Raw genomic sequence first — 13,825 nt, forward strand, 5'->3', positions numbered from 1 at the left:
GCCACAAGCTAGAGCCATCGCGCGATGACCAAGAGTTTTAGTTGCCTGATGCCTCCCACACACATATTGTTACAAAACTGTTCAGCGTGCAGCCCCGTGCCCCGCCTTTGCAGTGAGGACGAGTAATGACCAGGGAATGCTAACAAGACAGCCAAAGTGAGTGAAAAACATGTCCACGACCACGGGCAAAGGCAAGGCGATCTTTCGCGTTGTCAGCGGCAACTTTCTAGAGATGTTCGACTTCATGGTCTACGGCTTCTACGCCACGGCGATCGCCAAGACCTTCTTCCCTGCCGACAGTGCTTTCGCTTCGCTGATGCTGTCCCTGGCGACTTTCGGCGCTGGCTTCCTGATGCGCCCCCTGGGAGCGATTTTCCTCGGTGCCTACATCGACCGCCATGGCCGTCGCCAAGGCCTGATCATTACCCTGGTCCTGATGGCCGCCGGCACCGTGCTGATTGCTTGCGTGCCAGGCTACGCCACCCTGGGCGTGGCCGCCCCGCTGCTGGTGTTGCTCGGGCGCCTGTTGCAGGGCTTCTCCGCTGGCGTGGAACTGGGCGGCGTCTCGGTCTACCTGGCCGAGATCTCCACCCCCGGACGCAAGGGCTTCTTCGTCAGCTGGCAATCGGCAAGCCAACAGGCCGCCGTGGTATTCGCCGGCTTGCTGGGCGTAGGCCTGAACCACTGGTTGAGCCCCGATCAGATGGGCGACTGGGGCTGGCGCGTACCGTTCCTGGTGGGCTGCATGATCGTGCCGGCGATCTTCATGATCCGTCGCTCCCTGGAGGAAACCCCGGAGTTCCAGGCGCGCAAGCATCGTCCGACCCTGCAGGAAATCGTGCGCTCCATCGGCCAGAACTTCGGCATCGTCATCGCCGGCATGGCCCTGGTGGTGATGACCACCGTGTCCTTCTACCTGATCACCGCCTACACCCCGACCTTCGGCAAGGCCGAATTGCACCTGTCCGATTTCGACTCGCTGCTGGTGACGGTATGCATCGGGGCGTCCAACTTCTTCTGGCTACCGGTCATGGGATCGCTGTCCGACAGGATCGGCCGCAAGCCATTGCTGCTGGGCGCCACCATCCTGGCGATTCTCACGGCCTATCCGGCGCTGTCCTGGCTGGTGGCCAACCCCAGCTTCAGCCACCTGTTGATCGTCGAGTTGTGGCTGTCCTTCCTCTATGGCTCCTATAACGGCGCCATGGTGGTGGCCCTGACCGAAATCATGCCGGCCGAAGTCCGTACCACCGGTTTCTCCCTGGCCTATAGCCTGGCCACCGCCACCTTCGGCGGCTTCACCCCGGCAGCCTGCACCTACCTGATCCACATACTGGACAACAAGGCAGCCCCCGGCATCTGGCTCAGCGGCGCTGCCGTGCTGGGGCTGATCGCCACCCTGGTGCTGTTCCACGGCAACCGCCATGCCCTGCGGACCGCGCAGACGACCGTGACTGGCGGCGCTCGGTAAACCTTTCGCGGGCAATCGCCCCAAACAAAAACGCCCCGACAAGTCGGGGCGTTTTCACATCGGCAGATACTTAGCGTGGGAACGCTGGCGGGTTGACCCCAGCCATGTCTTCCATCACGCGCACTACCTGGCAGCTGTAACCGAATTCGTTATCGTACCAGACGTACAGGACAACGCGGTTGTCGTTGCAGATAGTAGCCTCGGCATCGACCACACCAGCATGGCGGGAACCAACGAAGTCGGTGGACACCACTTCCTGGGAATTGACGAAGTCGATCTGCTTGTGCAGATCCGAGTGCATGGCGGTCTGGCGCAGGTACTCGTTGATCTCGTCGCGGGTGGTGGCCTTTTCCAGGTTCAGGTTGAGGATGGCCATCGACACGTTCGGCGTTGGTACGCGAATCGCGTTGCCGGTCAGCTTGCCCTTGAGCACCGGCAGTGCCTTGGCAGCAGCGGTGGCTGCACCGGTCTCGGTGATCACCATGTTCAGCGGCGCGGCGCGGCCACGACGGCTGCCCTTGTGGAAGTTGTCGATCAGGTTCTGGTCGTTGGTGAACGAGTGAACGGTTTCGACGTGGCCATTGACGATGCCGTACTGGTCGTTCACGGCCTTGAGCACCGGCACGATGGCGTTGGTGGTGCAAGAAGCAGCGGAAACGATCTTGTCGTCAGGGGTGATTTCACCGTGGTTGATGCCGTGCACGATGTTCTTCAGCGCGCCCTTGCCAGGTGCGGTCAGGACCACGCGGGCAGCACCCGGGCAGGCCAGGTGCTGGCCCAGGCCATCGGCATCGCGCCATACACCGGTGTTGTCGACGATCAGCGCATCGTGGATGCCGTACTGGGTGTAGTCGACTTCGCTCGGGCTCTTGGCGTAGATGACCTGGATCAGGTTGCCGTTGGCGGTGATGGTGTTGTTTGCTTCATCGATGGTGATGGTGCCGTTGAACGAACCATGTACCGAGTCGCGACGCAGCAGGCTGGCGCGCTTGGTCAGGTCGTTCTCGGCGCCCTTGCGCACCACGATGGCGCGCAGGCGCAGGCCATCGCCACCACCGGTTTTTTCGATCAGGATGCGTGCCAGCAGGCGACCGATACGACCGAAGCCGTACAGCACTACGTCAGTGCCTTTGCGCGCCGAGGCGTTTTGTTGGCCCACGACATCAGCCAGCTCTTCGCGAACGAACTGTTCGGCGGTGCGGCCATTGCCCTGGGTTTTGAATTTGACAGCCAACTTGCCCAGATCGACCGAAGCCGCACCGAGCTTGAGCTCGCTCATGGCTTTCAGAAGCGGGAACGTTTCGTGGACGGACAATTCGCTTTCGTCGGACTGACGATGGCGAGCAAAGCGGTGAGCTTTGAGAATCGCGATGACAGACTGGTTGATCAGGCTGCGGCCATAGATCGAGCTCACCACATTGTTGTTGCGGTAGAGCTGACCGATAAGCGGAATCATCGCTTCTGCGAGTGCTTCACGGTCGATCCATTCACCAAGACACTGGTCGGGCTTCTGAGTCACGGGAACCTTCCACATGTAGGGGCAGAAAAAAGGGGCTACATTATGCCGCCGAGTCCCTCCCGTAGCAATGCGCACCTGTCGTGCAGAACGTAACAATAGTCCTTGCAAAAAAATCAACGCTACGCTGCAGCCCAGTAAACACGCGGCCTCCAGCGGTGTCATTTTTTTGTCAGAGCGGGCAACCTGTCCGTAACCCTCCGTAACACTAGCCAAAATCGGCACTACATTTCCCACTAAAAAGCCGGTTTTTTTGTGATTGCCACTACATTTCCCCCAACCAGCGTATTAGACACATCAGCCACTGACAGTGGCTGCCCGGGGCCGTTACAATTACCGACTTTGTCGCAACGCCTGGAGCTTGACCGTCCGTGCCTGTCCTGCGTCTACCGCTACTCCCAGCCGCCACCGGCAAACAGCACTGGGGCAACCTGCCCGGTGCCGCCCTGAGCCTGGCCATCGCCGAAGCGGCCAGCGCCGCCAAGCGCTTCACCCTCCTGCTGACCGCCGACAGCCAAAGCGCTGACCGCCTGGAACAGGAGTTGAGCTTCTTTGCCCCGGACTTGCCGGTCCTGCATTTCCCCGATTGGGAAACCCTGCCCTACGACCTGTTCTCCCCCCACCAGGACATCATTTCCCAGCGCATCGCCAGCCTGTATCGGTTGCCCGAGCTGGAGCATGGCGTACTGGTGGTACCGATCACCACCGCCCTGCACCGCCTGGCGCCGACCCAGTTCCTGCTGGGCAGCAGCCTGGTGCTGGACGTGGGCCAGAAGCTCGATGTGGAACAGATGCGCACCCGCCTGGAGGCCAGCGGCTATCGCTATGTGGATACGGTGTACGAACACGGCGAGTTCACCGTTCGCGGCGCCCTGATCGACCTGTTCCCCATGGGCAGCAAGCTGCCCTACCGCATCGATCTGTTCGATGACGAAATCGAAACCTTGCGCACCTTCGACCCGGAAAACCAGCGTTCCATCGACAAGGTCGACTCCATACGCCTGTTGCCGGCCAAGGAGTTCCCCCTGCAGAAGGAGGCGGTCACCCGCTTCAAGGCCCGCTTTCGCGAACGCTTCGACGTCGACTTCCGCCGCTGCCCGATCTTCCAGGACCTGACCAGCGGAATCACTCCGGCCGGTATCGAGTACTACCTGCCGCTGTTTTTCGAAGAGACCTCGACCCTGTTCGACTACCTGCCCCAGGACACCCAGGTGTTTTCCCTGCCCGGCATCGAACAGGCCGCGGAGAACTTCTGGAACGACGTGCGCAACCGCTACGAAGAGCGGCGCATCGACCCTTCGCGGCCACTGCTGCCGCCGGCCGAACTGTTCCTCCCGGTGGAGGACTGCTTCGCCCGCCTGAAGAATTGGCCTCGGGTGGTCGCCAGCCAGCAGGACATCGAGACGGGTGTCGGGCGCGAACGCTTTGCCGCACGCAAACTGCCCAACCTGGCCATCGAAGCCAAGGCCAACCAACCGTTGGCGGCGCTGGCCACCTTCCTCGATGAATTCCCCGGCCGCGTGCTGTTCACCGCCGAGTCCGCCGGCCGCCGCGAAGTCTTGCTGGAACTGCTGGAGCGCCTCAAGTTGCGCCCCAGGACGGTCGACAGCTGGCCGGATTTCGTCGCCAGCAAGGAGCGCCTGGCCATCACCATCGCGCCCCTGGATGAAGGCCTGGCCCTGGACGAGCCAGCCCTGGCGCTGGTCGCGGAAAGCCCACTGTTCGGCCAGCGCGTGATGCAACGCAGGCGTCGGGAAAAACGTGCCGACGCCAACAACGATGCCGTGATCAAGAACCTCACCGAGTTGCGTGAGGGCGCACCGGTGGTGCATATCGATCATGGTGTCGGCCGCTACCTGGGCCTGGCGACCCTGGAGATCGACAACCAGGCCGCCGAGTTCCTCACCCTCGAATACGCCGAGGGCGCCAAGCTCTACGTGCCGGTGGCCAACCTGCACCTGATCGCCCGCTATACCGGCAGCGACGATGCCCTCGCGCCCCTGCACCGCCTGGGCTCCGAGGCTTGGCAAAAGGCCAAGCGCAAGGCCGCCGAACAGGTGCGCGACGTGGCCGCCGAGCTGCTGGATATCTATGCCCGCCGGGCGGCCCGGGAAGGTTATGCCTTCGCCGACCCCAAGGCCGACTATGCGACCTTCAGTGCCGGCTTCCCCTTCGAGGAGACCCCGGACCAGCAGAGCACCATCGAAGCGGTGCGCGAGGACATGCTCTCGCCCAAGCCGATGGACCGCCTGGTCTGCGGCGACGTGGGCTTCGGCAAGACCGAAGTGGCCATGCGCGCGGCCTTCATCGCGGTGCACGGCGGCAAGCAGGTGGCGATCCTGGTCCCCACCACCCTGCTCGCCCAGCAGCACTACAACAGCTTTCGCGATCGCTTCGCCGACTGGCCGGTGACCGTCGAGGTCATGAGCCGCTTCAAGTCGGCCAAGGAAGTCAGCACGGCGGTACAGGACCTGGCCGAAGGCAAGATCGACATCGTCATCGGCACCCACAAGCTGTTGCAGGACGATGTGAAGATCAAGAACCTGGGGCTGGTGATCATCGACGAAGAACACCGCTTCGGCGTACGCCAGAAAGAGCAGCTCAAGGCCCTGCGCAGCGAAGTGGACATCCTCACGCTCACCGCCACGCCGATACCGCGGACCCTGAACATGGCGGTATCGGGCATGCGCGACCTGTCGATCATCGCCACGCCGCCGGCCCGACGGCTGTCGGTACGCACCTTCGTCATGGAACAGAACAAGAGCACGGTCAAGGAGGCCCTGCTGCGCGAGCTGCTGCGTGGTGGCCAGGTGTATTACCTGCACAACGACGTGAAGACCATCGAGAAGTGTGCCGCCGACCTTGCCGAACTGGTGCCGGAAGCGCGAATCGGCATCGGCCACGGGCAGATGCGCGAACGCGAACTCGAACAGGTGATGAGTGACTTCTATCACAAGCGCTTCAACGTCCTCATCGCCTCGACCATCATCGAGACCGGGATCGACGTGCCCAGCGCCAATACCATCATCATCGAACGGGCCGACAAGTTCGGCCTGGCCCAGCTGCACCAATTGCGCGGCCGGGTCGGCCGCAGCCACCACCAGGCCTATGCCTACCTGCTCACGCCACCGCGCCAGCAGATCACCACGGATGCGGAAAAGCGCCTGGAGGCGATCGCCAACACCCAGGACCTGGGAGCCGGTTTCGTCCTGGCCACCAACGACCTGGAGATCCGCGGTGCCGGCGAGCTGCTGGGGGATGGCCAGAGCGGCCAGATCCAGGCGGTGGGCTTCACCCTGTACATGGAGATGCTGGAGCGGGCGGTGAAGGCCATTCGCAAGGGCGAACAACCCAACCTCGACCAACCCCTGGGCGGCGGCCCGGAAATCAACCTGCGCCTGCCGGCACTGATTCCCGAGGACTACCTGCCGGATGTCCACGCTCGCCTGATCCTCTACAAGCGCATCGCCTCGGCCACCGACGAAGATGGCCTGAAGGACCTGCAAGTGGAAATGATCGACCGCTTCGGCCTGTTGCCGGAGCCGACCAAGAACCTGATCCGCCTGACCCAGCTCAAGCTCCAGGCCGAGCAACTGGGGATCAAGAAGATCGATGGCGGCCCCCAGGGTGGGCGTATCGAGTTCGCCGCGGACACCCCGGTGGACCCGCTGGCCTTGATCAAGCTGATCCAGGGCCAGCCCAAGCGCTACAAATTCGAAGGCGCCACGCTGTTCAAGTTCATGGTGCCGATGGAACGCCCGGAAGAGCGCTTTAATACATTGGAGGCCCTGCTTGAGAGCCTCACCCCGAAAACTGCTTGAAGGACGCCCCATGCGCCTGTTCCGCTCCTTGCCCCTGCTCCTGGCCTTGGTCATGCCAACGGCATTCGCCAACGACCTGTACCAGGTGGAAATGATCCTCGTGCGCCAGAACGCCGAACCCCAGATCATCAGCCGCGCCGCCCCCGAGGACTGGGCCGCCGGCGCCACGCGCCTGGAGCCGAGCAGCCTGCGGACTCCCGCGCTGAACGCGATAGTCGAAAAACTCGGCGCCAGCAGCGACTACAGCGTGCTGCTGCATCGGGCCTGGCAACAGACCCTGGGAGAAAGCCCGGTCAAAGTCGCCCTCAGCGACGGCCCCGAGCAGTTCGGCCAGTTCCCCATCGAAGGTACCCTGAGCCTGACGCTTGGGCGCTTTACCGATGTGGATGCCGACTTCTGGATCAACCAGATCGACAGCAATGGCCTGGTCACCCGCAGCGAACGCCTCAAGCAGCAGAGCCATACCAAGAACGGCCAGCTCAACTACCTGGATAACGGCCACCTGGCACTGCTGATCAAGATCACTTCGCTGACCGCGCCCGCACCGCGCCCCGCTCCTGCTGAAATTCCGGACTGATAGAAGTCCTTATGACCCTGCCCCTGACCAAACCCCTGGCCCCATCCTGGCTCAATCGCTTCAAGGAACAAGCCTTGGAGCGCGGCCGGCGCTACGCCATGGAAAAGCGCGTGCGCATCGTCAGCGCCGGAGACAGCGCTATCACGTCCAGTTGCGAAGGCTCCAATGGCAATGTCTATCGCCAGACCATCACCCTGCGCGAGTCGAGCAAGGGCAACCTGCTACTGATCGATGGCCACTGCACGTGCCCGGTGCACAGCAACTGCAAGCACATCGCCGCCGTCTTGCTGCAAGTGGAGGAAGCCCTGGCCTATCCGGCGGCGGCCAAAGATGCCGAACTGCTGGAAAAGCTTTCCGCCGTCCTCGACAACCGGCGCCCACCCGCGCCGCCCCAACAACTACTGGAGGATGTCCAGCCAGTACCACGCCTGTGGCTGGCGAGCGTCGAGTTCAGCGCCTTCGAGCCGCGCAACGGCAAGATGCAGCGATACATCCAGCACCGCGCGGCACTGTCCTTCAACTACCAGGACGAATACGTCAGCGACCAGAAACACGCCGACCTGATCATCCGCCAGGAACACCAGAGCCTGCGGATCAAGCGCCAACCCGAACAGGAACAGGCCTTTCGCGAACAGTTGCGGGGCCTGGGCTTCAAGATCGCCACCCGCCAGAGCAAGGCCTTGCCGGAGAGCGCTGGCGAGCTGTACGAGATGGTCAATGACAGCGCCTGGCTAACCTTCACCCTCAATGAACTGCCCAAGCTGCGCAGCCAGGGTTGGGAACTGCAAATCGACGATGGCTTCGGCTTCGACCTGACAGCGGTGGACGACTGGTATGCCAGTGTCGATGAAGCCCCGGGGCGGGATTGGTTCGACCTTGAGCTGGGGATCATCGTCAACGGCGAACGCCTGAGCCTGCTGCCGATCCTGCTCAACCTGATGCGCTCGCATACCGAGATCCTCAACCCGGAACGCCTGGCCAAGCGCCGCGATGACGAACTGATCCTGGTGAACATTCCCAATCGCCCCAACTCCCAGCACGGCCCACTGCAAGTGGCGCTGCCCTATGGCCGCCTGAAACCCGTGCTGGCGACCCTGGGCGAGTTCTACTTGCAGGAAAACAGCGATCTGGCCCTGCGCCTGAGCAACGCCGACGCCATCCGCCTCAACCCGCTCGAGGATCTGCCGCTGCTTTGGGAGGGTGGCGAGCACATTCGCAGTTTCGCCCAGCGCTTGCGGGACATCCGCGACTATTCAGCGCCAGTCCCCGAGGGGCTCAACGCGACCCTGCGGCCCTATCAACTCGAAGGCCTGAGCTGGATGCAGTCGCTGCGCCAACTGGAAGTGGGCGGCATCCTGGCCGACGACATGGGCCTGGGCAAGACCCTGCAGACCCTGGCTCACATCCTCAGCGAAAAAAACGCCGGACGCCTGGACCGCCCGTGCATGGTAGTGATGCCTACCAGCCTGATTCCCAACTGGCTGGACGAGGCCGCACACTTCACGCCGCAGCTTAAAGTCCTGGCCCTGTATGGCGCCGGGCGCAAGAAGCATTTCAGCCAGTTGGCCGATTACGACTTGCTATTGACCACCTATGCCCTGCTGCCCAAGGACGCCGAGCTATTGGCCGCGCAACCATTGCACGTGCTGATCCTGGATGAGGCGCAATACATCAAGAACCCCTCGAGCAAGGCGGCCCAGGCCGCACGCCTGCTCGATGCCCGGCAACGCCTGTGCCTGTCCGGTACGCCTCTGGAAAACCATCTGGGAGAGCTCTGGTCGCTGTTCCACTTTCTCCTGCCGGGCTGGCTGGGCGATGCCAAGAGCTTCAATCGCGACTACCGCGCGCCGATCGAGAAACAGGCCAGCGAAGTACGCCTGCAACACCTCAATGGCCGGATCAAGCCTTTCCTCTTGCGCCGCACCAAGGAACAAGTGGCGACGGAGCTGCCACCCAAGACCGAGATCATCCACTGGGTCGAACTCAACGATGCGCAGCGTGACGTCTACGAGACCATGCGCCTGGCCATGGACAAGAAGGTCCGCGACGAAATCACCCGCAAAGGCGTGGCCCGCAGCCAGATCATCATCCTCGAGGCCCTGCTCAAGCTGCGCCAGGTGTGCTGCGACCTGCGCCTGGTCAACGACTCGCCACCGGCGCGCGGCAGCTCGTCCGGCAAACTCGACAGCCTGATGGAGATGCTCGAGGAGTTGTTCGATGAAGGCCGGCGAATCCTGCTGTTCTCGCAATTCACTTCGATGCTGGGCCTGATCGAAGTCGAGCTGAAGCGACGAAACATCGCCTACGGGCTGCTCACCGGCCAGACCCGGGACCGGCGCACACCGGTGCGGGACTTCCAGAGCGGTCGCTTGCAAATCTTCCTTATCAGTCTGAAAGCCGGTGGGGTCGGCCTCAACCTGACGCAAGCCGATACGGTGATCCACTACGACCCGTGGTGGAACCCGGCCACCGAGACCCAGGCCACCGATCGCGCCTATCGCATCGGCCAGGAAAAGCCGGTATTCGTCTACAAGATGATTGCCCGTGGCACCGTAGAGGAGAAGATCCAGCACCTGCAACAGGAGAAGTCGGACCTGGCAGCAGGCGTGCTGGATGGACGCCAGGCTGGCGACTGGAAACTGCAAAGCGAAGATATCGAGGCCCTGTTCGCACCGCTCCCCGATGACAAGACAGGCCGCTGAAGCGGCCTGTCGAAGGGATCGGTCGGGTCAGTCGATAAGCTGAGCGGCCCTGAGGGCGCCCAGCGCCGTCAGCCAGCGCGGATCCTGCTTGTATTCGACATTGGCGAAGGCTTGGCCGCGCATCCGTGCAATCCGTGGCGAAGGAGTGACCTTGAGGCGCTGCGCGGCGCCCAGGGCCAGCTCGGCGGCAGCACGGTCATTGCAGACCAACCCCATGTCGCACCCGGCGCTCAGGGCAGCCTCGATCCGGCTCGCAGCGTCACCCACCACATGAGCCCCTGCCATGGACAGGTCATCACTGAAGATCACGCCATCGAACTGCAACTCGCCGCGCAGGATGTCCTGCAGCCAGCGCCGGGAGAAGCCGGCTGGCTGGCCGTCGACCTGCGGGTAGATCACATGGGCCGGCATCACCGCCGCCAGCTGCTTGCTCAGGCGGGCGAATGGCAGCAAGTCCTTGGCACGGATCTCCTCCAGGCTGCGCTCGTCATTGGGGATCGCCACATGGGAATCCGCCTCGGCCCAGCCATGGCCGGGGAAATGCTTGCCGGTGGCGGCCATGCCGGCGCTGTTCATGCCCCGGATGAAGGCTCCGGCCAGCAACGCGGCGCGTTCCGGATCGCCTTCAAAGGCCCGGGTGCCCACCACAGCGCTACGCTGGTGATCGAGATCCAGCACCGGCGCGAAACTCAGATCCAGGCCAACGGCCAGGACTTCAGTGGCCATGACCCAACCGCATTGCTCAGCCAGGTACTCGGCATTCGGGTTGTCGGCCAGGGCACGCATCGCCGGCAGGCGCACGAAGCCCTGGCGCAAGCGCTGCACCCGGCCACCTTCCTGGTCTACCGCCAACAGTAGGTCCGGGCGGATTGCGCGAATCGAGGCGCAGAGCTCACGCACTTGGCGCGGGTGCTCGATATTACGGGCAAAGATGATCAGCCCGCCCACTTCTGGCTGACGCAGGAGGTGGCGATCTTCGGCCGTCAGCCAGGTACCGGCGACGTCCACCATCAAGGAGCCTTGCAGGCCAGCGGTCATAGAATGTCCTTAAACACGAGTGCGCGCGCCATCAGCAATGGCGTCCACGGAACGCGAGCCGACTGTATCCACGACACAGGCGGCCAAGGCGATCCGCATTGGCGGGAAAAAAGCGCGGGAGTAGAAAACGAGAATCGGCATGGGCGGCTAGCTTAGCGGATGTAAGCTGTCGCGCCCACCCGTGGATCAGGCCTTGGCAGCTGCCGGGACCGACTTGCTGCGCGGCTTGAGCTGGGCGCTGGCCATCGCTTCGTCGGTTACCCCCGTTTCGGCACGCATGCCGGCAGCGAGGAACGGCACCATAAGGCGCATGACCTGCTCGATGGAGGTATTGACCCCGAAGTCAGTCTCGGCGATAGCCCGCAAGGCCTTGATTCCGGACATGCTGAAAGCGGCTGCACCCAGCATGAAGTGCACGCGCCAGAACAGCTCGATCGGTGGAATACGCGGCGCAGCATCGTTGACCAGAAGCATATAGCGGCGAAATACCTTGCCGTACATGTCTTCCAGGTAGCGACGCAGATGCCCCTGGCTCTGACTGAAAGCCAGCCCCAGCAAGCGCATGAAGATCGATAGGTCGTTACCGCTGCGCGGCTGAACCACCAACGCCTGCTCAACAAGGATTTCCAGCAGTTCTTCCAGGCTGGGCTTGCTGTCCGGCTTGGACTGGCGACGCTCCAACTCGCGATCAAGGCTGATGCAGAACGGCCCGAGAAAGCGCGAGAACACCGCTTGGATCAAGGCCTTTTTGGAGCCGAAATGATAGTTGACAGCAGCCAGGTTGACCCCGGCCTTGCTGGTGATCAGCCGCAATGAGGTTTCGGCAAAACCTTTTTCCGCGAACAACTGCTCGGCAGCATCGAGAATGCGTTCAACGGTTTCCGACTGGGCCATGGCTACTCCGCCTGACAAACACTTGTTTGAAACATACGTTTCAGGCTCCGTAATGTCAAGTCTGCGAGCCCTTTCAACGACCAGCCGGCGCGCTATTTAATCATACCTGCCACTGCCAGTTGGCGACCCTGGCAGCAGATTCCGACACCTGAACGACAAGCTTCAGGAGCGAGCATGACAAATGGAGGATTGCCAAGCGACATTCACTGTATATAATCCCAGCAACTGTATAAAAAGACAGAGCGATCGACATGCTAAAACTGACGCCACGCCAAGCTGAGATTCTGGCTTTTATCAAACGTTGCCTTGAAGACAATGGCTATCCGCCAACTCGTGCCGAAATCGCCCAGGAGTTGGGATTCAAGTCCCCCAATGCGGCGGAAGAACACCTCAAGGCGCTGGCCCGCAAGGGCGCCATCGAGATGACCCCCGGCGCCTCCCGAGGCATCCGCATTCCAGGCTTCGAAGCCAAGAACGACGACACCCTGCCGATCATCGGGCGCGTCGCTGCCGGTGCTCCCATCCTCGCCCAGCAGCACATCGAGGAATCCTGCAACATCAACCCGACCTTCTTCCATCCGCGCGCCGACTACCTGCTACGGGTCCACGGCATGAGCATGAAGGATATCGGCATTTTCGATGGCGACTTGCTGGCGGTACACACCACCCGTGAAGCCCGCAACGGCCAGGTGGTCGTAGCGCGCATCGGCGATGAAGTCACGGTCAAGCGCTTCAAGCGTGAAGGCAGCAAGGTCTGGCTGATTGCAGAAAACCCCGAGTTCGCCCCTATCGAAGTCAACCTGAAGGACCAGGACCTGGTGATTGAAGGCTTGAGTGTCGGCGTCATTCGCCGCTGAAGGAGGCTCCATGCAGTTCCCCCACGCACCACAACAGGCACAGCTACCCTTGTTCGAGGCGTTCATGGCACACCCCTTGACGCCCGCCCTCAAGGACGTGGTCGAGCCGCCCAAGAACAATACTCAGGAAGCCTTCAGCGAGCTGTCGCTACGCGGTACTGCCGGGAGCTGCCTGAACCTTCTGGCCCCCATCCTCAGGGAACTAAGCCAGGATCAGGACGCCCGCTGGCTGACCCTGATTGCCCCGCCCTCCAGCCTAACCCAGGCCTGGCTACGTGATGCCGGCCTGAATCGCGAACGCATCTTGCTGCTCCATCCGCGGGGTAACCAGAGCCCTCAACAGCTAGCCTGTGAGGCCCTGCGCCTAGGTCGCAGCCATACGGTAGTCAGTTGGCTGAATCCATTGAGCTCCAGCGCCCGGCAACAACTGGTCAGCGCTGCACGCACTGGCGAGGCGCAAAGCCTGAATATTCGCTTGGGATGAACAGCGGGAGGTCGCAGGAAATACGCTTGAATAACTCGGGGCTTCTCCAGGATTGAGAAGCCGGAACAATGCGACGAATGACCTAAAGAAAACCGATAGACGGCTTAGTGAAGAACCCGTGGACCATCTTCCTTGTCGATTTCACCCTCGACCAGGCGGCCAGCCATCTGTACACCGACACTCAACATGGCCTTGGCCACTTCGACATGCTGGCCCTGCAGAAAGGCCTTGGCATCCTCGGAGAAATCCAAAGTAACCAGAGAACCCTCGTCCTCAGCCCTACGCAGCTCAATACGGCCGTCTGGCAACTCGACAATTTCTAGAAAGGACGTTGGCATATAGATCTGTTCTCCACGAAAGGCGGGGGATTATACCAGCCATCATCCTCTCCCCGCTCAGGAATCGCCAACCCTCAGCAGACCGACCCTGCCTATTTGAAACGCCCAATGCTGCCCAATAAGCATG

10 protein-coding genes are annotated in these 13,825 nt (G+C 62.1%); 6 read left to right on the forward strand and 4 right to left on the reverse strand.

Going from position 1 to position 13,825, the window contains the following annotated elements; translation table 11 throughout:
* Positions 1–169: 169 nt before the first annotated feature.
* Positions 170–1,471: an MFS transporter gene (locus ATY02_RS22765; protein ID WP_068587840.1), complete on the forward strand. Its 1,302-nt coding sequence runs from the start codon at positions 170–172 to the stop codon at positions 1,469–1,471.
* Positions 1,472–1,541: 70 nt separating this feature from the next.
* On the opposite strand, the gene ATY02_RS22770 is transcribed toward ATY02_RS22765, so the two are convergent.
* Positions 1,542–3,005: a glyceraldehyde-3-phosphate dehydrogenase gene (locus ATY02_RS22770; RefSeq protein WP_068587842.1), complete on the reverse strand. Its 1,464-nt coding sequence runs from the start codon at positions 3,003–3,005 to the stop codon at positions 1,542–1,544.
* Between the two features lie 353 nt (positions 3,006–3,358).
* Between ATY02_RS22770 and mfd the strand changes: the two genes are divergently transcribed.
* Genes mfd through ATY02_RS22785 form a run of 3 tightly spaced genes read left to right on the forward strand, consistent with a single transcriptional unit; the run spans position 3,359 to position 10,087 of the window.
* A complete protein-coding gene (gene mfd / locus ATY02_RS22775; RefSeq protein WP_068587844.1) occupies positions 3,359–6,808 on the forward strand; it encodes a transcription-repair coupling factor in 3,450 nt (1,149 codons plus the stop codon).
* Positions 6,809–6,818: 10 nt separating this feature from the next.
* Positions 6,819–7,385, forward strand: coding sequence for a CsiV family protein (locus ATY02_RS22780; protein WP_068587846.1), 567 nt, complete (start codon positions 6,819–6,821; stop codon positions 7,383–7,385).
* A gap of 11 nt (positions 7,386–7,396) precedes the next feature.
* Positions 7,397–10,087, forward strand: coding sequence for a DEAD/DEAH box helicase (locus ATY02_RS22785; RefSeq protein ID WP_068587848.1), 2,691 nt, complete (start codon positions 7,397–7,399; stop codon positions 10,085–10,087).
* Positions 10,088–10,114: 27 nt separating this feature from the next.
* On the opposite strand, the gene nagZ is transcribed toward ATY02_RS22785, so the two are convergent.
* Both nagZ and ATY02_RS22795 read right to left on the reverse strand, forming a co-directional pair.
* Positions 10,115–11,113 carry a beta-N-acetylhexosaminidase gene (gene nagZ, locus ATY02_RS22790; RefSeq protein WP_176719826.1) on the reverse strand — a complete coding sequence of 333 codons (999 nt, stop codon included), beginning with the start codon at positions 11,111–11,113 and terminating at the stop codon, positions 10,115–10,117.
* Positions 11,114–11,311: 198 nt separating this feature from the next.
* On the reverse strand, positions 11,312–12,019 hold the full coding sequence (locus tag ATY02_RS22795) for a TetR/AcrR family transcriptional regulator (RefSeq protein ID WP_068587851.1): 708 nt from the start codon (positions 12,017–12,019) through the stop codon (positions 11,312–11,314).
* 251 nt (positions 12,020–12,270) lie between these two features.
* Between ATY02_RS22795 and lexA the strand changes: the two genes are divergently transcribed.
* Positions 12,271–12,876 carry a transcriptional repressor LexA gene (gene lexA, locus ATY02_RS22800; RefSeq protein ID WP_068587853.1) on the forward strand — a complete coding sequence of 202 codons (606 nt, stop codon included), beginning with the start codon at positions 12,271–12,273 and terminating at the stop codon, positions 12,874–12,876.
* A gap of 10 nt (positions 12,877–12,886) precedes the next feature.
* Positions 12,887–13,360 carry an SOS-induced cell division inhibitor SulA gene (sulA, locus tag ATY02_RS22805; protein WP_068587855.1) on the forward strand — a complete coding sequence of 158 codons (474 nt, stop codon included), beginning with the start codon at positions 12,887–12,889 and terminating at the stop codon, positions 13,358–13,360.
* Positions 13,361–13,464: 104 nt separating this feature from the next.
* Here sulA and ATY02_RS22810 read toward each other — a convergent pair whose 3' ends face one another.
* Positions 13,465–13,698: a hypothetical protein gene (locus ATY02_RS22810; RefSeq protein WP_011060267.1), complete on the reverse strand. Its 234-nt coding sequence runs from the start codon at positions 13,696–13,698 to the stop codon at positions 13,465–13,467.
* Positions 13,699–13,825: the final 127 nt, after the last annotated feature.

Source organism: Pseudomonas sp. BIOMIG1BAC (assembly GCF_001705995.2).
GTDB lineage: Bacteria > Pseudomonadota > Gammaproteobacteria > Pseudomonadales > Pseudomonadaceae > Aquipseudomonas > Aquipseudomonas sessilinigenes.

What these genes read in the sequence shown, in the direction of transcription:
- ATY02_RS22765 (WP_068587840.1), top strand. Translation starts at nt 170, where the DNA reads ATGTCCACGACCACGGGCAAAGGCAAGGCGATCTTTCGCGTTGTCAGC.
- ATY02_RS22770 (WP_068587842.1), bottom strand. Translation starts at nt 3,005, where the DNA reads ATGTGGAAGGTTCCCGTGACTCAGAAGCCCGACCAGTGTCTTGGTGAA.
- ATY02_RS22780 (WP_068587846.1), top strand. Translation starts at nt 6,819, where the DNA reads ATGCGCCTGTTCCGCTCCTTGCCCCTGCTCCTGGCCTTGGTCATGCCA.
- ATY02_RS22785 (WP_068587848.1), top strand. Translation starts at nt 7,397, where the DNA reads ATGACCCTGCCCCTGACCAAACCCCTGGCCCCATCCTGGCTCAATCGC.
- ATY02_RS22795 (WP_068587851.1), bottom strand. Translation starts at nt 12,019, where the DNA reads ATGGCCCAGTCGGAAACCGTTGAACGCATTCTCGATGCTGCCGAGCAG.
- lexA (WP_068587853.1), top strand. Translation starts at nt 12,271, where the DNA reads ATGCTAAAACTGACGCCACGCCAAGCTGAGATTCTGGCTTTTATCAAA.
- sulA (WP_068587855.1), top strand. Translation starts at nt 12,887, where the DNA reads ATGCAGTTCCCCCACGCACCACAACAGGCACAGCTACCCTTGTTCGAG.
- ATY02_RS22810 (WP_011060267.1), bottom strand. Translation starts at nt 13,698, where the DNA reads ATGCCAACGTCCTTTCTAGAAATTGTCGAGTTGCCAGACGGCCGTATT.